The organism is Corynebacterium sp. CCM 9203, assembly GCF_041357675.1.
In the GTDB taxonomy this organism is placed as follows: domain Bacteria; phylum Actinomycetota; class Actinomycetes; order Mycobacteriales; family Mycobacteriaceae; genus Corynebacterium.
The window spans coordinates 95,899-119,460 of sequence record NZ_JAUERY010000003.1; the positions used below are offsets into that span (position 1 = coordinate 95,899).

The window sequence follows — 23,562 nt, forward strand, 5'->3', positions numbered from 1 at the left end:
TCCATCGTGATATGCAATATTATTTTACGGCAAAGATGAGCTCCGGACGATCACTTCACTCATGACGAGTTCCCGTGTGAGCCCTAGTATCGCGCCTCGAACTTTTGTACGCTGGCTACAATCAACCACTTACCTGCAGCAGACACTAGCGTCCCCCTTTTCATGTGGGACGCCCTCTGCATGCCTTTACACGTCATTCCTTGAGGTGATTTGCTTTGTCCACCCCTCCCGTTGAACCGGGTACCCGACCACGCCCCATCAGGAACAACTCGCTTCCTTTGGACACCGTCAGCGACGAGGTCCTCTGCGACGTAGCCTGCACCAACAGTCCCCGGTTCATCCGCCACGAGGACGGCTGGGCCCTCGTCCTGGCAACGACCCAGGGTGCGCCCGGACGCAGCCTTTTCGCAGATGTCTCGGGAATCACCGACCGGTCGCGTCTCGACGCCGGACTTATGCGCCCCCACCCCCGAGTTCCGAAGGTCAGGGCCTGCATCCTGAAGGTTCCCTCCGGATGGCGCGGCAGCGTCCGTTATCTCCCTATGGAAGGTGCCAATCCAAAGGCACCACTCGGTGCCGCGCAGCGGGCTTGGTGGAAAGACCTTGTCCGAGGCGCACTACTTCCCGAGGGGGAGGAAATCTACCACTCTGTCGGCCCCGCAACCGTGGTGTCCGCACCCGACGCGCCAACGGATCACGCAGCCGAGGAAAACCCGGACTGGGTCGCCCGAACGGTGAACATCGAAGCCCGCGAACCGCGCTGCATGCGACTCGTTGAAACCGGAGGAAGCGGAACGCCACTCATCATCTTCGACGGCCCTCTCTTTCATAATGCAGGCGCCATGGCGGCCCTCTCCACATTGGATGTGGTTCCCTCACACATCGCATTCATCATCCACGGTGGCGGAGTCGAGGGACGCAACCGTGATCTCCTCCGGAACGACGACTTCACAGCGGCGGTACTCGACACCGTGGCCCGAGAGACCGGCGCACAGCGGGGCGTCGTCGCAGGCTCCTCCTATGGCGGGCTGGGTGCTCTCTACGCCGCCGCAACCAGACCCGAGCAGGTCGCTGGAGTCATCGCACTATCCACACCGTTCTCCCGGTTCGAGGACTGGGAGCTGCTGGGCAAACTCCCGGAGCGGATCCGGGTCATCATCGACGGCGGCACGCTCGAGTGGCTGATGGCCCACGGTTTCGAACACGCGGAGGACCGCCTGCGCGAACTCGGTGTGAACCACATTGCCAGAAGGTTCGTCGGTGGCCACGACATCGCCTGCTGGCGGAGACGGATGGCCGAAGACTATAAGCTGATCGTGGAATAGAACACCGGACATCTCACCGGGCTCGGGTGTACCATTTCCCCGCATGATGGACACACCGCCCGACCCCGCACTCCCCATCAGTGAGTTCGCGTTCCCGGGACCGTTGCGCGATGCGCTGGTCGCGGCGATTCTCAGCGGGGAGAAAACCGCCACCTCCACTCTGCTCCGCGAACACGAGGCCGAAGGCACTGAGCCTCGGATGCTGCTGGGCACGCGCGAGGTCGTGGTCGACAGCGACAACCGGCCGGTGTGCGTCATCGAAACAACGGACGTAGTGATTCGCCGATTCGGCGACGTTGACGATGAGTTCGCCCGCGCCGAGGGCGAGGGGTTCGCGACCTCCGGGGAATGGGCGTCCGCGCACCGCGGGTTCTGGCACAGCACCGAATACCGCGAAGCGATCGGCGATCCCCACTTCACCGTCAGCGAGGACACACCCGTGGTGTGCACCCGCTTCCGCGTGGTGCGACGGTAGGGATTGTCGATAACGCATGCCCCGGTGAAACGTCCGTAGCCCCGTGACGCCGGGAATCCACGGAAACGGACCGGCGCAACAGGGGCATGGCGAAATCAGGACCCGGCGGGACTCCGCCCCACACCCGCCACGGGTTCCCCGCTAGAACTACCCCAGAGCCGCGACGATCCGGTCCCCCACCTCGCTGGTGACGACCCCACCGGTGCCTCGGGAGGCGACGTCCTCCGCGACGGCCTTCTCGATGCGTGCGGCGTTGTCCTCGTCGCCCAGGTGGCGCAGGAGGAGTGCAGCGGAGAGGATCGCGGCCGACGGGTCGGCGATGCCCTTTCCGGCGATGTCCGGCGCGGAACCGTGGACCGGTTCGAACATGGAGGGATTGACGCCCGAGGCGTCAATGTTGCCGGAGGCGGCCAGCCCGATCCCGCCTGTGACCGCCCCTGCAAGGTCGGTGAGGATGTCGCCGAAGAGGTTGTCGGTGACGATGACGTCGTAGCGGGAGGGGTCCGTGACCATGTAGATGGTGGCGGCGTCGATGTGGTTGTAGTCGACGGTGACGTCCGGGTACTCGGCGGCGACGGCGTCGACGGTGCGCTGCCACAGTCCACCGGCGTGGACGAGGACGTTGGTCTTGTGCACGAGGGTGAGGCGCCCACGGCGCGCACGGGCACGCTCGAAGGCGTCGCGGACGACGCGCTCCGCGCCGAAGCGGGTGTTCTGGCTGACCTCGCTGGCGACCTCGTGCTCGGTTCCCTCGCGGAGGAGGCCGCCGTTGCCAGCATAGAGGCCTTCGGTGCCCTCGCGGACGACGACGAAGTCGATCTCGCCCGGGTCCGCGAGCGGGCTGGCGGATCCCGGGTAGAGCTTCGCGGGCCGCAGGTTCACGTGGTGGTCGAGAGCGAAGCGCATCCTGAGCAACAGGCCGCGCTCGAGAACCCCGGGCGGGACCTCCCCGGGTGCGCCGACGGCACCGAGCAGGATCGCGTCGTGTTCCCGCAGGCTGGAGAGGTCATCGTCGGTGAGGGTCTCGCCGGTGGAGAGGTAGCGGCGTGCACCGAGATCGAAGTCGGTGGTCTCGATGTCGTCACGTACCGCACGGAGGACTTTGAGTGCCTCCGCCGTGACCTCTGGACCGATTCCGTCGCCGCCGATAACCGCCAGTTTCATTTGATGAGACTCCATTCCCACATAGTGAACTCTTGTGGGTGAGTCTAACACTTCTCCCCTGGACACACAGCCCCCGAACGGAGCCGGATCAGACCTGCCGGAGCACAGCCTTCAACTGTGACCCGGCACCGATGACACCTGCTCGGATCACAGCGTCGACCTGCGCGTCACTGACACCGGCAGCCACCGGGACACCGACCCGGGACACCAGCCACCACTCACCCGACTGCTGCACAGCACACACAGCAGCCGTGGTGGACAATGCGTTCGCATGGTTACAGACGTGCAGCAACTGCCCGGGATCTGGTTCACCGGTGGCGGGCACGCGGGCGGCTACGCGGATCACCACATGTTCGGGGTCAGCGAGAATGATGTCAACAGGGGTTCCATCCATGGCAAGGCACACCGTCGAGGTTTCCTCGTCGAAGGGCACCTCCTCCACACCCCGGGCAGCGAACCATCCGGTGATGCGTTCCCGGGTCAGGGGTGGCAGATCCTGGGTGGTGGAACGGATGCTGGACCGCCCCGGGGTTTTCCCGGTACTGGGAGCCGAATCAGGAACGGCCTTCGCCATCGTCTCGGCCAGTTCCTCGCCGATACACAAGGCGGTGCGGATGAGTCCGGCGATCTGTCCTCCGGTCACGCCCTCCCCGATCGGGAACACCAACCGGGCAGTGACATCAAGTGGTGCCGCATCCGCAGCAGAGGTGTTCTCACCCGGCGCGAGAACCATCCGCAGGGGTTCCCCACCCGGTGCCGAGAGGTAGGTGTGAGGCGCGCGGGGCGTGGAGTTGACAGCATTCGCGGCGACGAGGGCCGTGACATAGTCGGCTGCCGTGACGTTTCCGTTGTACTGAAGAAGGGCGATAACGCAGGGCTCGTCACTGTCTCCGCTGATGCTGACGGTGAGAGTGACGGGACCATGGTCGATGGTGACATCGGCACCGGGGGCAGCGGCCCTGGGTTCAAGGCCGATGCTGCGGGCAGCGGACTGCACCATGGCGGTGTCAGGCAAGGTGGGTGTGTTCATGAGCGGAACTGGTTGCTTTCTCGGTTCGATCAGGGTCAATCCGGGTTGAACCTGGATTGAATCAGGGGCGCTCAACGCCGTCTTCTTCTCTATCCAACCTACGCCACCGGACAGCGGGATTCCGGAATGAGTCACATTACTGTTTCCTTTTGTACCGCAATACCGCTAAAATAAAATCTCTGTGTGCCCGATCGGATAGCGCTATGCGCCCGGTCGGGCTTTTCCTTACATCAGCCGCGTCTTCCCCGGACGACCGCAGGAAAGCCGTGGACTGACCCGCGAACCGCGCATCCCGGGCATCGGGAAGCGTCACGCTGATACCCTATGATCCATCGAAAGGCCCCCATGCCGCTTGAGCGCTCCGCCGTGAACGACACCCACGGAGACATCAGTATCCCGGCTTCCTTCCGGGCCGCCTTCTCTTCCCCACGCCGATTGCGCATCGAGGTCCTCGCGGGCCTCGTCGTCGCCCTCGCGCTCATCCCGGAGGCGATCAGCTTCTCCATCCTCGCGGGTGTCGATCCCAGGGTCGGGCTGTTCTCATCCTTCATCATGGCGGTGACCATCGCGTTCGCCGGTGGGCGTCCGGCAATGATCAGTGCGGCGACGGGTGCGGTAGCCCTGGTCATCGCTCCGCTCGTCGCCTCACACGGACTGGATTATCTCATCGCGGCGGTAATCCTCGCTGGTATCCTCCAGATCTTGCTCGCCGCGACGGGCGTGGCGAAGCTGATGCGCTTCATTCCGCGTTCGGTGATGGTCGGCTTCGTCAACGCCCTGGCGATCCTGATCTTCATGGCGCAGATACCGCACCTCTACAATGTCCCGTGGGTGGTGTACCCGCTGATGGCGGTCGCCATCGCGATCATGGTGTTCCTGCCCCGTGTGACGACGGCAGTTCCGGCACCACTCATCGCGATCATCGTGCTCACCGCAGTGGCAATGCTCGGCGGGTTCAAACTCCCCGATGTTGCCGACCAGGGTGAGCTGCCTTCGAGCCTGCCGCACTTCCTCATCCCGGATGTCCCGCTGACGCTGGAGACTCTGAAGATCATCGCTCCCTTCTCGCTCGCGATGGCGCTCGTCGGCCTGATGGAGTCGCTGATGACGGCGAAGCTCGTCGACGATCTCACCGAGACCCGCTCGGACAAAACCCGCGAGGCCTGGGGTCAGGGCGCGGCGAACATCGCCTCCGGCTTCGTCGGCGGCATGGGTGGCTGCGCGATGATCGGCCAGACGATGATCAACGTCAAGGAATCCCGCGCCCGTACCCGCCTGTCCACCCTGCTCGCCGGCATCTTCCTGCTCATCCTGGTGGTCACCCTCGGCGACATCGTCGGACAGATCCCCATGGCCGCACTGGTGGCCATCATGATCATGGTCTCCGTCGGCACCTTTGACTGGCACTCCATCGCACCCCGAACCCTCACCCTCATGCCCTGGTCCGAGACCGCGGTCATGCTCGTCACCGTCGCGGCAACCCTGGCCACCCACAACCTCGCCATCGGCGTAGTCACCGGCGTGATCATGGCGATGGTCATGTTCGCTCGCCGCGTCGCCCACCTGACCACCGTGGAAAAGATCGCCGACGTCGACACCGACGACGACGGGCGGGTCAACCTCCGCACCTATCGCGTCGTCGGCCAACTGTTCTTCGCCTCGTCGAACGATCTGGTCTACCAGTTCGACTACGACAACGACCCCGCACAGGTCGTCATCGACCTCACCGACGCGGAAGTGTGGGACGCCTCGACCGTCGCCACCCTCGACGCCATCACCCGCAAGTACGCGGCGAAGGGGACGGAGGTGCAGATCATCGGCCTCGACGGCGCGTCGAAGCGGCGCTTGGACCGGCTCACCGGCGAACTCGTCTGACCCGGCGGCTGTGGCTCCACGGCGCCCCTCCGGCGGGCCTGCCTTGTTACCCGGTCAGTGACCGGACGCCGTTTCCCCGTGCGTACACGGGGCTGACTTCTTCGAGGAGCCGGATGCACACCAGCGACGACCTCGCCACCTCCGGGACCACCACCGGCGGATTCTCCATCCGCCGCTGCCTGAACACGGCCGTGGACACCTTCCTCACGAACATATGGGGATGGCTCGGATACGGGATCATCGCGATCCTGTTCCCGCCGCCGACCCTCCGGAATGAGGACTCCGAAGGGGGGGCAGCGCTAACGCCGAAACAGTCACCGGCGCAGTCATCAACGGTGCGATATCCACTGCGTTGTTCGCGCTCGGGTTCACCTTCATCATCCGGGCTGCACTCCGCGACACAGCAGGAGACAGGGACAACACCGACAGGGAATACGGAAACGCCTTCCCCGTGCTCCTGCTGATTGGCACCGCGTTTCTCACGGTTCAGGCGGCCGCGATCCACGTCGCGGGCCTTTTGGGGCCGGAGTGGGCGCTCATCGACGGGCCGTGCTACTTCCGCCTGCGGCTCACCGCCCTGATCACCGCGGCCGTGAGCGTTCTGCTGCTGCCCTTCGTGCTGTTCGCCCCGTTCCTCTGCACCGACGGCGCGCCGGTCGGTGAGTCCCTCGCACGGGGCTTCGCCATGGGCCGGGCGCACTATCCCAGGATCGTCACGCTGCTGCTCGTCTGCATCCCGGTCATGATGTCCGGTGCGCTCGCGCTCGGGGTCGGAATCCTCGTCACAATCCCAGTAACGATCCTCACCGTCACCGCCGCCTACCGGCAACTCACCTGTGACGGTCGGGAGATGCCTTACAGCGCCCGCCCCTGAACGCCCCGGGACGCACCCCGCACACCCGGAAACCTTGACACCCGATGGAATCACACAGACACGCAGGTGCGTCACCATGGTGTCACCACCCACACGACACGGGAATGAGTTAAAGGCGTTCGGTAACACACCCCCGCTGCCTGCACACGCCAAGTAACAACGTTAGTTTGGGAGACATGAAACCCCGAACCATCGGCGTGACAGAAGTAGCACTGCGCGATGCACACCAGTCCCTCATGGCAACCCGCATGGCACTGGAAGATATGGTCGGCATCTGCGAGGAGATCGATAACGCGGGCTACTGGTCCGTCGAATGCTGGGGCGGAGCGACGTTCGACGCCTGCATCCGATTCCTCAACGAAGACCCTTGGGAGCGCCTGCGCACCTTCCGGAAACTGATGCCCAACTCGAAACTCCAGATGCTGCTGCGCGGCCAGAACCTCCTCGGCTATCGCCACTACGAGAACATGGTGGTGGACAAGTTCGTGGAACTGTCCGCAGAGAACGGCATGGACATCTTCCGCGTGTTCGACGCCCTCAACGACCCCCGGAACCTCGAGCACGCCATGGCCGCCGTGAAGAACGTCGGCAGACACGCCCAGGGGACGATCTGCTACACCGTCTCCCCGCTGCACACCGTGGAGGGCTACGTCGAACAGGCCGGACGCCTGCTCGACATGGGCGCGGACTCCATCGCGCTGAAGGACATGGCCGCACTGCTCAAGCCGCAGCCCGCCCACGACATCATCCGGGGCATCAAGGACACCTACGGCGAGGACACGCAGATCAACGTCCACTGCCACTCCACCACCGGCGTCACCCTGGTCACCCTGATGAAGGCCATCGAGGCGGGTGCCGACGTCGTCGACACCGCCATCTCCTCAATGTCCCTCGGCCCTGGCCACAACCCCACAGAATCACTGGTGGAGATGCTTGAAAGCACCGGATACACCACAGACCTGGACATGGAGCGACTCATCACCATCCGCGACCATTTCAGGAAGGTCCGCCCCAAGTACGCCGAGTTCGAGTCGAAGACGCTGGTGGACACCAACATCTTCCTCTCCCAAATCCCCGGCGGCATGCTGTCCAACATGGAGTCCCAGCTCAAGGCCCAGGGTGCGGGCGACCGCATCGACGAGGTCATGCGGGAGGTCCCCGTCGTACGGAAGGCCGCAGGCTACCCGCCGCTGGTGACCCCGAGCTCCCAGATCGTCGGCACGCAGGCCGTGTTCAACGTGCTCATGGGCCGCTACAAGGTGCTGACCGCAGAGTTCGCCGACCTCATGCTCGGCTATTACGGCGAGTGCATCGGTGAGCGCGACCCGGAGCTCATTGAGCAGGCCAAGAACCAGACCAAGAAGGAACCCATCACCTGCCGCCCGGCGGACCTGCTCGACCCTGAGTGGGATGAACTCGTCACCCAGGCCACGGCCCTCGAGGGAGCTGACGGCTCCGATGAGGACGTGCTGACCAACGCCCTGTTCCCGGGCGTCGCACCCGGTTTCTTCACCACCCGCAACGAGGGCCCGAAGTCCGTCGGGAAAACAGCCGAACAACTCGCGGAAGAGAAACGCGAGGCGGGCACACACGGCGCACCGATCCGCGAACCCATCACCTACCGCGTCAGTCTCGGCGGCCGCAGCCAGACCGTCCGCGTCGAACCCGCCTAAATCCCTCCAGCCACCCCACGAAGGAACGGTCCCCCAACCCCATGGCCCACGACAGCATGGACGCCCACCTCGCCGAACTCGCCGAACGCCGCGCGATAATCTTCGCCGGCGGCGGTGAGAAGAAGATCGCCGCACAACACGAACGCGGCAAACTCACCGCCAGGGAACGCATCGACCTCCTCGTCGACCCCGACACCTTCCAGGAGACCGGAGCCTTCACCACCCACCGCTCCACCCGCTTCGGCATGGACAAGGCGGCACTGCCCGCCGACGGCGTCGTCACCGGTTCCGGCGCCGTCTTCGGCAGACCCGTGCACATCGCCTCCCAGGACTTCACAGTCATGGGCGGGTCCGCCGGTGAAGAACAGTCCATCAAGGTCGCCGCGATGATGCAGGCCTCCGCCACCACCGGCACCCCCTTCGTCCTGATCAACGACTCCGGCGGCGCCCGCGTACAGGAGGGCATCGACTCACTCTCCGGCTACGGCAAGGTCTTCTACAACAACGTCCTGCTGTCCGGGGTGGTACCGCAGATCTCCATCATCGCCGGCCCCTGCGCCGGAGGTGCCGCCTACTCCCCTGCACTCACGGACTTCGTGATCCAGACCCGCCGCGCCACCATGTTCATCACCGGCCCCGGAGTCATCAAAACGGTCACCGGCGAAGAAGTCACCGCCGAGGAACTCGGCGGCGCCGACGCGCACATGACCAAGTCCGGAAATATCGACTTCATCGCCGAGGACGACGAACAGGCTATCCTCCTCGTCCAGAAACTGCTCAGCTTCCTGCCGCAGAACAACACCGAGGAACCACCGATCATCGACCCCGATGACATCGTCGAAGACGACCCCGAACTCCGCGACATCGTCCCCGTCGACGGCCACCGCGGCTACGACGTCCGCGACGTCATCGGACACATCATCGACCACGGCGACTTCCTCGAGGTCCAGGCCGGGTTCGCCCGCTCCCTCGTCGTCGGCTTCGGACGCATCGTCGGCCGCACAGTCGGGTTCATCGCCAACCAACCCAGCGTCATGTCCGGAGTACTCGACATCGACTCCTCCGACAAAGCCTGCAAATTCATCCGCTTCTGCAACGCCTTCAACATCCCCCTCCTCACCCTCGTCGACGTCCCCGGCTTCATGCCCGGTGTCTCCCAGGAACACGGCGGCATCATCCGCCACGGCGCGAAGGTTCTCTACGCCTACTCCGCCGCCAGCGTCCCGAAAATCACCGTCGTCCTCCGCAAAGCCTACGGCGGCGCCTACGTCGCAATGTGCTCGAAAGACCTCGGCGCCGACAAAGTCTTCGCCTGGCCGACAGCCGAGATCGCCGTCATGGGCGCCGAAGGCGCAGTCAACGTCGTCTTCCGCCGCGAAATCGCCGAAGCCGACGACCCCGAAGCCCGCCGCGCGGAACTCGTCGAAGAATACCGCGACACCTTCTCCACCCCCTACATGGCCGCCAGCCGAGGCCTCGTCGACGAGATCATCGACCCCGCCGCCACCCGCAGAGAAGTCGCCTACGCACTCGAACTACTCGCCGCCAAGCGGGTCCACCGGCCAGCGAAGAAACACGGGTTGGGACCGGTGTAACTGAACCGACCCCCACGCACCCGACACCGACAGGCCCCAGGAGAACACAGTGAACCGCACGACACATCCATCAGAACAACCACCGGAACGAGAAAAACAGCTCGCCGACCTCGCCTCCCGACTGGCAGCCACCGACGAGACCATCAGAGCCATGAGCGCACGCATCGACGCCCTCGAACGTGAACTCGAGGAGCTGCGCCACCGCTCGGACGTGGAGATACCGGAGGACATCCTCATGGCGATCTCCGCTGCGGTATCGGCCTACCTCGGCAACTCCGGCAAGGTTCGCGCCGTCAGGTTCCACCGCCACCAGACATGGGCGCAACAGGGACGCCGTGCCGTCCAGGTCCATCACGGAAACCAGATCTAACCCCACCAGCCCATTTTCCCGTTGACCGAACCGCGCGCCCACACCGCCACAACCCCACCTGATCGCCCAAAAGGAGCACACCGCACATGAAACTCAAGGTAACCGTCAACGGCGTCGCCTACTCCGTGGACGTGGAGGTCGAGGATGAGCAGCGTCCACGCGGAGCACTGCTCTCCACGGGATCAGCTTCCGGCGCCGTCAACACCCCGGCGGCACCGACCACCGCATCCGTGCAAGGCGTGTCCTCGAATGCGGTCGTCGCTCCCCTGGCAGGCAGCGTGTCCAAGGTCCTGATCAACGAGGGCGACACCATCGAGCAGGGCCAGGTTCTCCTCGTCCTCGAGGCCATGAAGATGGAGACCGAGATCACCGCCCCTGCAGGCGGAACCGTCGCGACCTTGACTGTCAGCGTCGGCGAATCCGTACAAGGTGGACAGGTGCTGGTGGAGATTGGTTAGTTCGGGGCTTGGGGTGAGGTGTTGAGCGGTTGACGTTGAACTGAGAGGGGTCGGGCTGCGCGCAACGCAGTCCGACCCCTCTCACATTCACTTTCAGGCAATTGCTATGCTGCGACCAATGTCTCAGGCTTCGCTCGTTCGTTGGTCGTCGGTTTCGGACGCATCGTCGGCCGCACAGTCGGGTTCATCGCCAACCAACCCAGCGTCATGTCCGGAGTACTCGACATCGACTCCTCCGACAAAGCCTGCAAATTCATCCGCTTCTGCAACGCCTTCAACATCCCCCTCGTCACCCTCGTCGACGTGCCCGGCTTCATGCCCGGTGTGTCCCAGGAACACGGCGGCATCATCCGCCACGGCGCGAAGGTTCTCTACGCCTACTCCGCCGCCAGCGTCCCGAAAATCACCGTCGTCCTCCGCAAGGCCTACGGCGGCGCCTACGTCGCAATGTGCTCGAAAGACCTCGGCGCCGACAAGGTCTTCGCCTGGCCGACAGCCGAGATCGCCGTCATGGGCGCCGAAGGCGACGACCTCGAAGCAAACTAACTAAACGAAAAACCGTCGTGGGATTAAAGAACTATAGCGAATAGGTATGTGGGGAACACGGAAAACTAAGTGGACGATATAATTTATTACGAACAGACACTCTTCCAAAACTTTATTGAAGTTGATAAACAGTAGAAGAGAAAATCAGGGAGCAAACAAGTACCCAATAAGCGATTATTCTTATAAACTCCCAGTGATCCACAATCTCAAAACTAGAACTATAAACGGCACTCGCCACCTCGAGAAAATCACCGAATTAAATATCTGAAATACGTCAGCAGCCCGACTTTTCCGCAGGTCCAGGCACGAAAAATCATATCCTTCATTTTCAGATTACTTATCCAACAATCTTGGATTTACCGGAAAATATTCCTAAGCCAAACCGCCAAACATTCCAAAGCCGGAATTATTGCTGCGGAATCAGCTTCGGACTTGAAGTGCATAACTGAATTTCGAGCAAGCCTCGCATCATTAATGCTACGTATTACTTTTTCTTTCAACTCGGAGCGATCATCGGACAAGTCCCCTACCAGATCATGGATATAACTATCCCATATATCATTATCTGCCACACATTTAATATACTCAGCAAAAGTCAACTTATCAATCTCAGCCAACGACTCATCATTAGCGCTAATTTCATCGAAGGAGAAGTTCTTACCTTGGCCGTCGAGGTCAATTTCATTAAGTCTAGCCCCCCTAGCTTTTTTAATTTTTTCGTCAGGAACATCCTTAAGTAAATTCCTCATCAATTCTTCAACTTCATTTAGTCTGATGAAGCTCGACGTAATAGTCGCCAAGTACTTGGCAACGTCTTTCGCAGTATATATCTGAACAATCTCCTTTTTCTCATTCCTTCCATAAATAAACCCTTCCCGGATTATTGTAGGAATCCAATCAAATAGATTCTCATCTGTACCCACTACGGGAACCTGATGAAGCGCTTTTTCATTCAGTTTTGAGCCTTCCCCTACCGAGTCGTAAACTAAATCAAAAATTGAAACTGTACCAACCAAGGTTGACTTTTTTTCACAGAAAAACAGGGGAAGTTTCGTCCTTCCTTTTTGCTTCATAAGTTCACTGGCATCGGATATCGTTTGTCCATACACAAGATAGTCAAGCTCTTCTCCGTCTTGCTTGAGCTTCGACAGAACCCATGTATTCTGACCATCAAGAATCTCATCGACTTTATCCTCAGGAACATGTCCGCCCGGAACACTATCCAAAGCTAAACTATCCGGCGACTTTATGGCCGTAACCCTAACAGTCCCATAATAGTCAGCATTATCTATACTAGGAATCATTTCTAGGCGATTTTCACCCAACCATTTATTAATCTTCTGGTTAACAACAGGACCACGGCGCTCACGTTTAAACAAAGACAAAAGGTCAATGGTGTCAATATATGCATTTTCACTACCCCTTACCCGTTCTAAGAGACTTTGAAGGCTCCGTATCGGACGATCAGCACTGTTTTCCGCACTAAAACCTTCAGGAAATCTTGAATCATTCAACGATTCATCCTCAGAATATCCATCACAAAAGTCATCCTCTACATAATCGCACACTTGTATCATTTCCTTTCCGTTAATAACTAGGGAACAATTAAGTAACAACTGAAAATAATTACCCCTGACAGTTCCACCTATCATGCAAATTCAGCACTTGAAAGATTTTCTCGCACATATATCAAAGGTGTCCTCTCTTCGTCGCTACCACATTCCCGAACATTCGCCGCAATGATATTGCGGCCACCTCCTTCGTACCACGAATCTACCACCCCAAGGAACCAAGCGACAGAACCTTTGATAAAGGGCACACCAATCTTCCCTCGGCGTTCATTTTCAACCTCCGCGAAACGGTCCTCCACGTGTCGGGCAAACTGCACCGCTAGTTCGAGCTGATCCGAGGCGAGCACAGAGATTCCGACCTCACGGCGACAGCCAGCTTCGACAAGGACTTGGATTTGTTCTCGATACACACGACCACCATTGCGGGTTCCAGGGACAGTGGCGCGAAGGCATTGACCGTCAGCCCGATGTCCATCCCTCTAGAATAGGTGGTCATCACCGTCACCCCGGAGGGGAAGTATCCACCAGCAGTACGTAGTTCGAGACCCGATACCGTTTCAGTCATGGTCCCCTATTCTCTCCCCCCCTTATGAGATAGCACATATGATACTGCGGGAAGTCGGTGCACCCTGCGAAGATACATTCTAGTAGTTGTTCTAAGAACGACGTTTCAAAATGTAACCTCTGGACACAAAATGAACCGCCACTCCACCGCACCTCCCCCATCAAGGGGAAGAAAAGGCGGAATGGCGGTTCGTTCAACGACCGGGTTATCAGACCCCGAAGTCCACCTGGAAGGCGGTTGCTTCGAGGTCAGCACTGATAGCTTCGACGATCTTCTCGGGTACCTCGGCGTCGACGCGGAGAATCAGCGTCGCGCCGGTGCCAGAGGCGTCCTGCGACAGGGCTGCGGCGACGATGTTGATGCCCTCCCCACCGAGGTGGGTACCAACCTTGCCCAGTGCACCGGGCTGGTCCGTGTAGTGGAGAAACAGGTTGCGGCCCTCGGCGCGCATGTCGAGGCCGCGTCCCTTGAGGCGGACGATCTTCTCCACGCGGTCGAGTCCGGCGAGAGTACCGACGACGGCGGCGGTGGCGCCGTCGGAAGCGATGGCCTTGACCTCGACGGTGGAGCGATGGCTGACGGCCTCGCTCTCGGTGTTGACGGTGACGTCGACGCCCCGTTCTTCGGCGATGCGGGGGGCGTTGACGAAGGTGACCTGCTCGTCGATCATCGAGGAGAACAGGCCGCGCATTGCGGACAGGCCGAGGGAGTCGACCTTCTCGGTGGACAGCTCGCCGCGGGCGGTGACCTCGAGGGCGACGGGGGCGGTGTCGAGGAGTTCACCGGCGACGAGGCCGAGTTTGCGGGAGAGGTCGAGCCAGAGGGCGACCTCTTCGCCGACGCGGCCGCCGGAGACATTCACGGCGTCGGGGACGAACTCGCCGGCAAGTGCCTTGAGCACGCTGTCTGCGACATCGGTGCCTGCCCGGTCCTGGGCCTCGACGGTCGACGCGCCGAGGTGCGGGGTGACCACGACCTCCTTGAGTCCGAACAGCGGGGAGTCAGTGCACGGTTCGGAAGCGTAGACGTCGAAACCGGCACCCCGGATGTGGCCGGAGGTGATGGCGTCGGCGAGCGCCTGCTCGTCGACGAGGCCGCCGCGGGCGGCGTTGATGATGATCTGTCCCTTCTTGGCCTTGGCGAGCAGCTCGGCGTCGAACATGCCGGCGGTCTCCTTGGTCTTGGGGAGGTGGATCGTGACGAAGTCACTGCGGCTCATGAGTTCGTCGAGTTCGACGAGTTCGACGCCGAGCTGCGCGGCGCGTGCGGGGTTGGCGTAGGGGTCGTAGGCGATGACGGTGGTCTCGAACGCGGCAAGGCGCTGGGCGAAGAGCTGGCCGATGTGGCCGAAGCCGACGATGCCGACGGTCTTGCCGAAGATCTCGACGCCCTGGAAGGATGAGCGCTTCCATGCGCCGTCGCGCAGGGTGGCGTCGGCGGCGGGGATCTGGCGGGCGGTGGACAGCAGCAGCGAGATGGCGTGCTCGCAGGCGGAGTGGATATTGGAGGTCGGGGCGTTGGCGACCATGACCCCGCGCTCGGTGGCAGCGGCGATGTCGACGTTGTCGAGGCCGACGCCGGCGCGGCCGACGATGGTCAGCTTCTTCGCCGCTTCGAGGACCTCGCGGTCGACGGTGGTTGCGGAACGGACGAGCAGGGCGTCGGCGTCGCCGACTGCGGCGAGCAGCTCGGGTCGGTTGGGTCCGTCGACCCAGCGAACCTCCACGCCGTCGCCGAGGGCGTCGACGGTGGACTGTGCGAGCTTGTCTGCGATGAGTACTACCGGGCGGCCATTCTGGCTCACGTTCTTACTCCTGGAGTGCTGGTTGCGTCCGCGTCCGGGCAGGCACGACCGCGTCGGCCCGGGGCGGGTCCACGCCGGCAAGATGTGGCGTGCGACTGTGCTTCAGTGTAGACCGCACTATCGGTGTGTCCACCGTGGGCACCCATGGTGGATCATTTGGTGGTGCAGAACACAGTTCGGAACCCCGAAAAGAGGGCTTCGGGGCGAGGCGAATGCACCAGACGCTACTGGTAGCTGACGAACCAGGGACGGGGATTGATGTCCATCGTCTGCTGTGGGGTGAACATCGGGGTGTCTTCGTCGATGAAGTTCTTCCACGCGATGAAGTACCTGGGATCGAGCTCCTGGCGGAGTACATCAAAAGTGGCGAACTTGTCTCCCGCTGTCCCGTGTCCGTCGGCGTGGAGCACGAAGGCGAGCTCCGGGTGTTCGAGGTTGATGTTCTCGCGGTTGCGGATCATCTGGAGCTGGAACTGGTGCAGCACGAACGCCTTCTGCGGGAGCTTGTTGTCTGCGGTGAGTTCGGCGAGCCAGTCGGCGACCTCGTTGATTTCCTCCGCTTGGACGTGGCCGACCTGTTGGAGAGGTACCTCGTCAGGCCCGAGTTTCCATTCGGCGTCGAGAGCGAGGCCGACGTTGGGGAGCTTGAGCAGGTCCGTGTAGATCTTTGCCTGGTCGATCAGGCGGGCTCGGCCCGGCTGGAGGTCGAGGACGGCGTAGCCGCCTGCGTCGGTGATGGCGTCAATGTAGGGACGCAGTTCTTCCGGATCGGCTTCGTTGGAGTAGTCGCCGTCAGGTCCGGGTGATGCGGAGGCCACGGTGGCGATAATCTCGAAGGCGGGGATCACGGGTTCCTCGGACAGCGGTGCGTACTGGGCGACGAGCTCGTTCAGGTGGGCGACGGATTCTTCGGGGCTCCGCTCCCCCATGATGCCGAGTGCGCCGCCGGAGGGATGCCCGTAGTAGGCGATCATGCGTCGCCCGGGGAAAACGAGTTGTCCGCCGCCGGGTTGTTCGGCGGTGACCATGGTGGCCCGCTCGGTGACGCGCGCGAAGTGCTCCGTGCTGCCGAACATCTCACCGAGTGCGATGACCGGATCACCGTCGAGGCCACGGATCAGATCAACGGACTCCCCGCTGATCCGCGGGTCTGCGTAGTCCAGAATCTCGACATCGGCTCCTGCGGCACGGGCGGTGGCCACTGCCGTGATACCGGTGCCGGGAGCCGCGAGGACGAGCGGTGCCCGGTCATTGTCTTTGGCCCGGGTTGGGAGCTTTTCCGTTGGGGCCGGGTCGGCGGCGGAGGTCGACTGGCTGATCGAGGATTCCTCAGTTTCCGGGGTCGCGTCCGCCGTATCGTCACCCGCAATGTCTACTTCCCGGCCTGCGGTCTCCGCTTCTGTTGCGTCGAGCAGATCCCCGGGGGTGAGTGCCGCGATCTGCCGGAGTAGTGCGGCCGGGGTGGTCTCGGGAGTGACCTGCTCCGGGTTCTTCCCGGTGAGTGTCTCGAATCCCGTGGTTGTTCCGTCATCGGTATGCACCGTCACGGTTTCAGGAAGTTTCACCACCGCTCCGCCGACGGTGACGACGATCTTCGCACCGAGTCGATTGATCTCGGTTGTGAGTGCTTCGTCATTGTTTCCGGTGGCGGTGAGTACGGGAAGCCCCGCTGTAACTCCAATACTTGCGGCACGCTGCTGAGATGCGGGATCGAGAGCGGTGACGATGACGGCAGGGGCATCGGGGAAAAACAGTGCGCTGACCTCGATACCGGAGAGATCCGTGTCCGGGAGAACGCGGGGTTCGGTCCCGTAACGCTCAGCGATCGGTGTTTTAGTCCGAGCGGATGAGGAACGAGCGTCGCCCTGCTCCGAATTTCCTTCGTTAGCACTGTCAGAGACACATGCGGCGAGTCCGGATCCTACGAGCATCGCTCCACAGATAAGTGCGATGATGCGGTGGCGGTTCGGTGTCAGGGCGCGGTGGTCATGCGGCATGAAGCTCAACCGTCTCTTTCATCAGATCATTGGGGGTCTTGGTGGAAGATACTAGGCACCGGGACGATACATCCGCGGTGCAGACCGGGTGTTCAGGAATCGGTGTGCAGCACATCGGGGGCCGGAACCTGGTCAGCGGTACCATCGCCATTGCGTTTCCTGGTGGTGTCGGATCGAACGGTGCAGGCGAAGGCATCAGGTCCTTCCTCACCGCCACCGAGATTCTCCTCATCGACGTCACGGATGACGGGTTTACCCATCGCTTCCTCGATCATGCCGATGAACCGGGTTCGCCGGTCGGCGAAGAAGGCAGCCGAGTCACTGTTCCGGAGGGTCTCGGGGTCAAGCAGGTGGCTGGCCAGAACCGCATCGAAAGCATCGTCTTCCATGAGCGACTTCGACTGCACCCGCGTGAGGTATCGGGCGGGTTCTGAGCCGTCGATGAACACTTCGGTCCGGAGGCTCAACGGTGTCCGGTTCAGCACACTGTCCGCGAGGGTCTGATTGACTCCGGTACGGCGGCAATACTGCGGCGGGAAGATCGGGTGGAAAACCTCCTCGCCCTCGACGAGATTCTTCGCGTCAAAGCGGTCACCGGAGCGCCAGTCCCGGGCCCCCCGCCCCATGAGCAGTGCGTGGATGCCCTTCCAGACTCCGGATTCGGCACCGACACTGAGCATCCGTGACTCCACGAAGCGGGCGCCGGAGATCGAGGTCGGCTCAGGGGAGGTGTCGCTCCCCTCTTGTGCGGCGCGAATCCAGGGGGTTACCTGTTCGACGTCCCGCCCGGTCCGGACGATAACGGAGGCCGATCCATAGAGTTCACCGAATACTCCCGACCAGAACCATCGGTTGAGGCGGTCCATCGCCTGTGCGCACTCGAATATCTCAGGCGTCTCACCCAGTAGGGAGAGGATCACCGCAAGCGGCGTGATCTGTGCGGCATACGGTATACGGGAGGAATCTGTGATGCACCGTTCCTCCAGGAACCGAGCGGCCGCGACAAAGGCATCAAGGGTGCGCTGTTCCGCAGGCCGGTATTCCGCGAGAGTGAGTCGGAGGATATCTTCGCGGTGGCCGCTGGCGCTTCCTTTTCCCGCAGTTATCAGCAGTGTGGCCGCCGTGAAGAAGGCGGTACGGTCAATGTCATCGAGAACGGGGTGTGCGCGCAACGCCTCCTCGATGGCGGTCCATTCGTCAGAGAGTCTGAAGTCCGGGTCTTCGCTCGCGAAAACAGCGGTCAGCAGATCGACGACGTCCATCTGCAGACCTGCCGAGTTCGCCTGGGAGAAGATCGACCCCACGCCGCCCTGCGCCGTCTCCCGGTCCAGTCGAATGATCGGAACGGAATAGCGGACGAGCGGTTTGGCGACGGTGTTATTGAAACGCTTCACCCGTTCCCGGGTCACCGGATCAGCGCCCTCAATGAAGTCGAAGAGCATGTCGGTGCCCTCATCCTCGAGCAGCGCGGAAACGGGGACGAGGCCGTGAGCACGAGCCGCCGCGCGATCGGGGAGGCCTCCCGGAATCTTCGGAGCGTAGTGGGATTTGATCTCACCGTTCGCGTCGGCGGACAGCACCGCTTCGTCGGGCATGATGTCCTCTGACACGGCTTTCTCCACGTCGACGTAGAAACGCCGCCTGATGCGCATCGAACGAAAGTCGACGGTGTCGACCAGCCCGTTTCCGCGCAGGCAGTGGTAGAGGGTGGTGAGGCGCTGCTGCCCGTCGAGAATGAGCATTCCCGGGTTCCGCCCGGTGTCGGGTGCCCCGGCAAGCGGACGAGGACGGAAGCGCATCGGCTCGTTGCGGGTATCCAGCGCCATGAGGCAGCCGATCGGATAACCGCGCAGCACAGTAACAATCAGGGAGCGGATACGGTCAACATTCCAACTGTAATCCCGTTGGAAATCAGGAAGTTGGACGTCGCCGCGGTCAATGCGGGCGAAGAGGTCGGTGAGGTCATAGCTCGGTGTGGTGAAACCCATGACGATGACTCTATCCCGGTTTATCAACATCTGCGCTACATCCGTAAGAAACCCCGGTGCCGACTGCCTGTCCACCACCGGGGCCGGGAACTGACACGTAGGTCAGTCGTGGACACTCGGTTCGTGTTCAGCGTGGTCGGAGGTCTCGATCTGGATCGTCGCATGGGATACCCCGGCCTTCTCCAAGCGCTGGTTCGCGACGTCGAGGATATTGCACCCGCGATCGGCCCGCGCGGGGTCAACGACGAGGTGGCAGGTGGCGATAAGTTCATTTCCGTCCATCGTCCACACATGGAGATCATGCACGGCCTCTACCCCAGGGATATCCACCAGAGTACGGCGCATCTCCTCGATATCAACATGCCCGGGAACCCGTTCCATGAGCACACGAGTGGCGTCGAGAAGCAGACGCATGGAGCGCGGAAGGATGATCGCGGCGATGACGACGGAAGCGATGGTGTCGGCGAGGATGAAGCCGGTTGCCCGGACGATGAGACCCGCAACGATGACGGCGACTGAACCGAGCATGTCCGACAGCACATGGAGATAGGCACCGCGCATATTCATACTGTCATGCTGGCGGCGGACGAGCAGAAGCGCAGAACCGCCATTGGCGATGAAACCGATGACCGCGACAATGAGCATCATCGTCGTGTCGATGTGCCCCTCCCCGCCGAGTCTCTTGATCGCCTCAACGACGATCCAGATGGAGATCAGCCCGACGGAAAGAGCGTTGACTGCGGCCGCGATCACCTCGATGCGACGGTATCCGTACGTGGCGGACGCTGTTGCCGCACGACGCCCGATGAGAATGGCGACGAGCGCAATCACAAGTCCCGCGGAATCGGAGAGCATGTGGGCCGCATCGGCGAGCAACGCCAGTGATCCGGAGAGTAGACCGAAGATGACCTCCGCGAGGAAGATCGTGGTGGTCAGGACGATGACGCCGATGAGCGCCTTGAGGGATTTAGGTGCATGGGCGTGAGCATGCCCACCGGAACCGTGGCGATGGTCATGATCAGCATGATCGTGACCATCGCCAGACGTGTGGTCATGGTCGTGGTGGTGCCCGGATTTCATGCTCTCGCTCATGAGATGAACCTTAACCCAACGAAGCCCTTATTGAAACCTTATTGAAAACGTGTTGGCCTTAAGCTGCGGAAACATGGGAAACCCCCGCCACTTCCAAAAGTGTGGAGCGCCGTAAAACCCCTCTCCACATGGGCAAAGAACTAAGTACACACTTACCTGAAACGAATGCCGGTTCCATTAGCTTCTCCTCCATATTCACCCCTTCACATCACCCCCGCGACAAACGGAGAACCGCACAGTCAGCAATACATGACAGAGATCCCCGCCATCCACCGCGATTGAACATGTCGCGGCGGATGACGGGGATCTGTGATCATCCGTCAGAAACCAGGAGATCAGTGGGGGTTGATCACACGGCCCCAGGTGGACTTGTTGCCCCAGATGTTCTGGCGAAGACCCTCGAGCTGCAGGACCTGTGAATGGTCGACGAACAGGTTGCACTCATTGCCGTAGTTCTTGACGTACCACTCGAAGACCGGGCCGTCAGCGGCCTCGAACATGACGTTCTCGAGACCGAGACCATTGATGATGGACGCCGCGGCGCCGGTGTTCCATTCCTTGACATTCTCTGTGATGCCTTCGGACTCGATCATGATGATCGAGGCGCCGGCATCGAGCGCCCGCTTGCCGCGGTCGATCAGGTCGCCGATGTCCTTGGCGGACTCAGCGGCAAGCTCAGCCTCAGAGGAGTCGCCGCCGGAGCCGATCTGGATGCCGAGTTCCGGCTTCGCCTTCAGTCCCGCCTTGACGACCTTCTCCACGAGGCGTTCAAGACCAGAAGTCGGGAGCATGATGAACCCGGTCGAGATCTCGATGACGTCGAAGCCGACTTCCTTGGCTTCCTTCAGGTAGTGATCGACCGCGTCGTCACCGTAGCGCAGGACCGTCTCAATCCAGCCACCGGAGGAGACATAGGCGTCGTTCTCGTGAGCGATGTCGGAGAATTTGCGGACCTGCTCAGCGGGGCACAGCGCGAATGAACCGCCCGCCCACTTGATTCCATCGACCCACTGGCCCGCCATGTCGAACACATCCTGGAGGTGACGGGTACCGAAGGTGTCGTAGTAGGGCGCGCGAACCTCGGTCATGCCGTAGGTGCGCGGCTTAGCGGGGCGCTTGGCGCGGGGAACGAAGTTGAAGGAGACGTCGAAGTCAATAGCGTTGGACATGGTGATGCCTTTCTTTCGGTGATGCGGTGTCAGGAGCGAGTCGTGGAGACTCGGGCAAGCAGGTCGGTCAGTTCGGAAATATGGGCGACTTCCTCGAGCCGGTGGACAATGTCGCAGATCTCGGTGCGCAGTGCCTCATCGGCGAAGGGCTCAGCCAGTGCGGTGAACTTCGCCACCGCACCATCCCAGTCAAGCGGCTGGGAATGGAAGCCGTCGTAGGCGGATTCCACGGCGTGGTACTCAGTGCCATCGTTCATGACGATGACAAGGTCGGCGGGCATCTCGTTCGGGAATCGGTCGGAGAACTCGTCCGACGGGGTGATGGTGACCTTGCCCATGAGGGTCTGCACATCATCGGCGACGATGCGCTCCGCCTCGTACTGTGCGGGGTTGAGCTCCCCGTCAAGGATCGTCACGGCGAGCATCCACGGCAGGGAGTGGTCGGCCTCCTCCTTGGTACGGATCGAACGCTTGTCCCCTTCCTCGCCACCGCCGATGATGGAGTAGGCGACGTCGAAGGTGGTCAGACGTACTTCCTTGATCTCGGCGGGATCGAAGTCGTGCTTTCCCTTGAGCTCGAGAGCTGCCTCGAGTGCAGACTGTGAGTGGATCTCGGCATTGTACTTTTTGATGATGGTTCGGGTTACGGACTCCAGGTCCTCCTTGGACCAGTCGAGCTCGTAATCGCCGGCGAGTGCCTTGAACCCCTTGTTACCCTCGAAGACGGCCTCCGGGCCGGTGATGCCCTTCCCCGCGAGGAGAGCGTAGAACATGCCCTCCTTGGAGGTGTGCGGATAAGCCAGCCCCTTCCAGTGGGACAGATTGCCGGTCCGGGTCACGCGCAGCGCGACGTTCGCGGTGGCTGTCATCGCGGCGGCGTTGGCAATGGCGTCGGCATCGAGTCCGAGGGCGAGTGCGGCGGAGGCGCCGGCAGCGAAGGCGCCCTGAGTGGTGTGGTCGAAGCCGAGCGCACGCACGGGTGCAACATCAGACAATCGGGTGTGAATCTGGTAGGCGACGGCGAAGGCGGTGAGGAAATCGCGCCCGGACGCGCCGGCAACCTCGGCGGCGGCGAGGACCGCACCCATGTTGTCCGAGGGGTGGTTGGTCTCCCCCTTGGCGAGGTAGGCATCCATGAAGTCGAGGTAGCGAGATGCTGCGGAGTTGTGGAATGCCGCGAGGTCGGCAGCGGTCTTTCCACCACCAATGAGAGTGGCCTGGCCGTTGCCACCAAGATCATCATTGAGCGATCGGATGGCGACGAGAACGTCGGAGTCCAGTGCTCCGACTGCGACTCCGAGAGTGTCGAGGACGCGGATCTTCAACTGCTCCAGCGCTTCCGGCGACATCTGTTCGAGAGTGGCGTTTGCGGCGAAATCCGCCATCTGCTGAACTTCGGTGCGAGTCGTGGTCACGAGGTACATACCTTTCTGGTGGGGCAGCCTCGGGTGGCCCGGGTCTCCGGCCCACACCCCACACTGTTAGCGAAGGCTGGCCTTACAGTACGAGCGTTATGTTTTGGGTGTCAACGGGTTCCGGCCCCCACCTACAAAACCTCTTCCGGATGCCTCATTCCGAGACGTCATCTCCCGCACGGGGGCGATATAGCCACCATCAATCCCCCAGACAACCCCATTCAACACCCACGTCAAGCACCTTGACCACAGAACAGCCCCCTCACCACGCAGACAATCAGACCTGCACATGCCACCGCACCCCAGCATTCTTCGACACATCCCAATGTCGTCTGGCGCCCGAATAATTCTCGGATCGCCACAAAACGAGACCACGCGCCACACGCCATCCAAAATCCCCCACACACCCCCACAGTCACCCATATACCAGCACTAACCAGCCCTCAAAATCAGCACCCAAATTCACCCCCGAAATTAGCCCCGCAATACCCATGAGGCCACCGTGCGGCACCAACTTCCGTTCACCCGGAACCACCTACCGCGCCACGGGATCACATACGAAAATCCGCCCACGCT

The 23,562-nt window shown here is 61.7% G+C and carries 20 protein-coding genes and 1 pseudogene; 9 read left to right on the forward strand and 12 right to left on the reverse strand.

Annotated elements, in window-relative coordinates:
- Positions 1-215: 215 nt before the first annotated feature.
- Both QWU44_RS07185 and QWU44_RS07190 read left to right on the forward strand, forming a co-directional pair.
- Positions 216-1,325: an alpha/beta fold hydrolase gene (locus QWU44_RS07185; RefSeq protein WP_370915011.1), complete on the forward strand. Its 1,110-nt coding sequence runs from the start codon at positions 216-218 to the stop codon at positions 1,323-1,325.
- A 43-nt stretch (positions 1,326-1,368) separates the two neighbouring features.
- Positions 1,369-1,800, forward strand: a complete 432-nt coding sequence (locus tag QWU44_RS07190; RefSeq protein WP_370915012.1) for an ASCH domain-containing protein — start codon at positions 1,369-1,371, stop codon at positions 1,798-1,800.
- Positions 1,801-1,947: 147 nt separating this feature from the next.
- Here QWU44_RS07190 and QWU44_RS07195 read toward each other — a convergent pair whose 3' ends face one another.
- Complete coding sequence (locus QWU44_RS07195) at positions 1,948-2,964, reverse strand: 3-isopropylmalate dehydrogenase (RefSeq protein WP_370915013.1); 1,017 nt, start codon at positions 2,962-2,964, stop codon at positions 1,948-1,950.
- Positions 2,965-3,052: 88 nt separating this feature from the next.
- Positions 3,053-4,129, reverse strand: coding sequence for a YbjN domain-containing protein (locus QWU44_RS07200; protein ID WP_370915014.1), 1,077 nt, complete (start codon positions 4,127-4,129; stop codon positions 3,053-3,055).
- A 210-nt stretch (positions 4,130-4,339) separates the two neighbouring features.
- On the opposite strand from QWU44_RS07200, the gene QWU44_RS07205 reads away from it, so the two are divergent.
- Positions 4,340-5,869 carry a SulP family inorganic anion transporter gene (locus tag QWU44_RS07205; RefSeq protein ID WP_370915357.1) on the forward strand — a complete coding sequence of 510 codons (1,530 nt, stop codon included), beginning with the start codon at positions 4,340-4,342 and terminating at the stop codon, positions 5,867-5,869.
- 46 nt (positions 5,870-5,915) lie between these two features.
- On the opposite strand, the gene QWU44_RS07210 is transcribed toward QWU44_RS07205, so the two are convergent.
- Entirely contained in the window at positions 5,916-6,110 is a 195-nt protein-coding gene (locus QWU44_RS07210) for a hypothetical protein (protein ID WP_370915015.1), read from the reverse strand.
- A 111-nt stretch (positions 6,111-6,221) separates the two neighbouring features.
- On the opposite strand from QWU44_RS07210, the gene QWU44_RS07215 reads away from it, so the two are divergent.
- The 6 genes and pseudogenes from QWU44_RS07215 to QWU44_RS07240 all read left to right on the forward strand — a co-directional run.
- Positions 6,222-6,743, forward strand: a complete 522-nt coding sequence (locus tag QWU44_RS07215) for a hypothetical protein (protein ID WP_370915016.1) — start codon at positions 6,222-6,224, stop codon at positions 6,741-6,743.
- Between the two features lie 176 nt (positions 6,744-6,919).
- Positions 6,920-8,416, forward strand: coding sequence for a methylmalonyl-CoA carboxytransferase subunit 5S (locus QWU44_RS07220; protein WP_370915017.1), 1,497 nt, complete (start codon positions 6,920-6,922; stop codon positions 8,414-8,416).
- A gap of 41 nt (positions 8,417-8,457) precedes the next feature.
- Positions 8,458-10,011: an acyl-CoA carboxylase subunit beta gene (locus QWU44_RS07225; protein WP_370915018.1), complete on the forward strand. Its 1,554-nt coding sequence runs from the start codon at positions 8,458-8,460 to the stop codon at positions 10,009-10,011.
- A gap of 151 nt (positions 10,012-10,162) precedes the next feature.
- Positions 10,163-10,381, forward strand: a complete 219-nt coding sequence (locus QWU44_RS07230; protein ID WP_248168363.1) for a hypothetical protein — start codon at positions 10,163-10,165, stop codon at positions 10,379-10,381.
- Positions 10,382-10,467: 86 nt separating this feature from the next.
- Positions 10,468-10,839, forward strand: coding sequence for a biotin/lipoyl-containing protein (locus QWU44_RS07235; protein ID WP_370915019.1), 372 nt, complete (start codon positions 10,468-10,470; stop codon positions 10,837-10,839).
- A gap of 123 nt (positions 10,840-10,962) precedes the next feature.
- A pseudogene (locus tag QWU44_RS07240) lies at positions 10,963-11,364 on the forward strand (carboxyl transferase domain-containing protein); the annotation flags it as partial.
- A gap of 377 nt (positions 11,365-11,741) precedes the next feature.
- Here QWU44_RS07240 and QWU44_RS07245 read toward each other — a convergent pair.
- The 9 genes from QWU44_RS07245 to QWU44_RS07285 all read right to left on the reverse strand — a co-directional run bounded on the left by QWU44_RS07245 (position 11,742) and on the right by QWU44_RS07285 (position 22,995).
- On the reverse strand, positions 11,742-12,953 hold the full coding sequence (locus tag QWU44_RS07245) for a hypothetical protein (protein WP_370915020.1): 1,212 nt from the start codon (positions 12,951-12,953) through the stop codon (positions 11,742-11,744).
- A gap of 80 nt (positions 12,954-13,033) precedes the next feature.
- Positions 13,034-13,366, reverse strand: coding sequence for a flavin reductase family protein (locus QWU44_RS07250; RefSeq protein ID WP_370915021.1), 333 nt, complete (start codon positions 13,364-13,366; stop codon positions 13,034-13,036).
- Entirely contained in the window at positions 13,276-13,521 is a 246-nt protein-coding gene (locus QWU44_RS07255) for a flavin reductase (protein ID WP_370915022.1), read from the reverse strand. The genes QWU44_RS07250 and QWU44_RS07255 overlap by 91 nt, the downstream gene beginning before the upstream one ends.
- A 208-nt stretch (positions 13,522-13,729) precedes the next feature.
- Positions 13,730-15,325, reverse strand: coding sequence for a phosphoglycerate dehydrogenase (gene serA, locus QWU44_RS07260; protein WP_370915023.1), 1,596 nt, complete (start codon positions 15,323-15,325; stop codon positions 13,730-13,732).
- Between the two features lie 224 nt (positions 15,326-15,549).
- Positions 15,550-17,322, reverse strand: a complete 1,773-nt coding sequence (locus QWU44_RS07265; protein WP_370915024.1) for an MBL fold metallo-hydrolase — start codon at positions 17,320-17,322, stop codon at positions 15,550-15,552.
- Positions 17,323-17,414: 92 nt separating this feature from the next.
- Entirely contained in the window at positions 17,415-19,310 is a 1,896-nt protein-coding gene (locus tag QWU44_RS07270) for a DUF262 domain-containing protein (RefSeq protein ID WP_370915025.1), read from the reverse strand.
- A 102-nt stretch (positions 19,311-19,412) separates the two neighbouring features.
- Entirely contained in the window at positions 19,413-20,402 is a 990-nt protein-coding gene (locus tag QWU44_RS07275; RefSeq protein ID WP_370915026.1) for a cation diffusion facilitator family transporter, read from the reverse strand.
- A gap of 335 nt (positions 20,403-20,737) precedes the next feature.
- Positions 20,738-21,571: a phosphosulfolactate synthase gene (locus QWU44_RS07280; protein ID WP_370915027.1), complete on the reverse strand. Its 834-nt coding sequence runs from the start codon at positions 21,569-21,571 to the stop codon at positions 20,738-20,740.
- 29 nt (positions 21,572-21,600) lie between these two features.
- Positions 21,601-22,995, reverse strand: coding sequence for an MmgE/PrpD family protein (locus tag QWU44_RS07285; RefSeq protein ID WP_370915028.1), 1,395 nt, complete (start codon positions 22,993-22,995; stop codon positions 21,601-21,603).
- Positions 22,996-23,562: the final 567 nt, after the last annotated feature.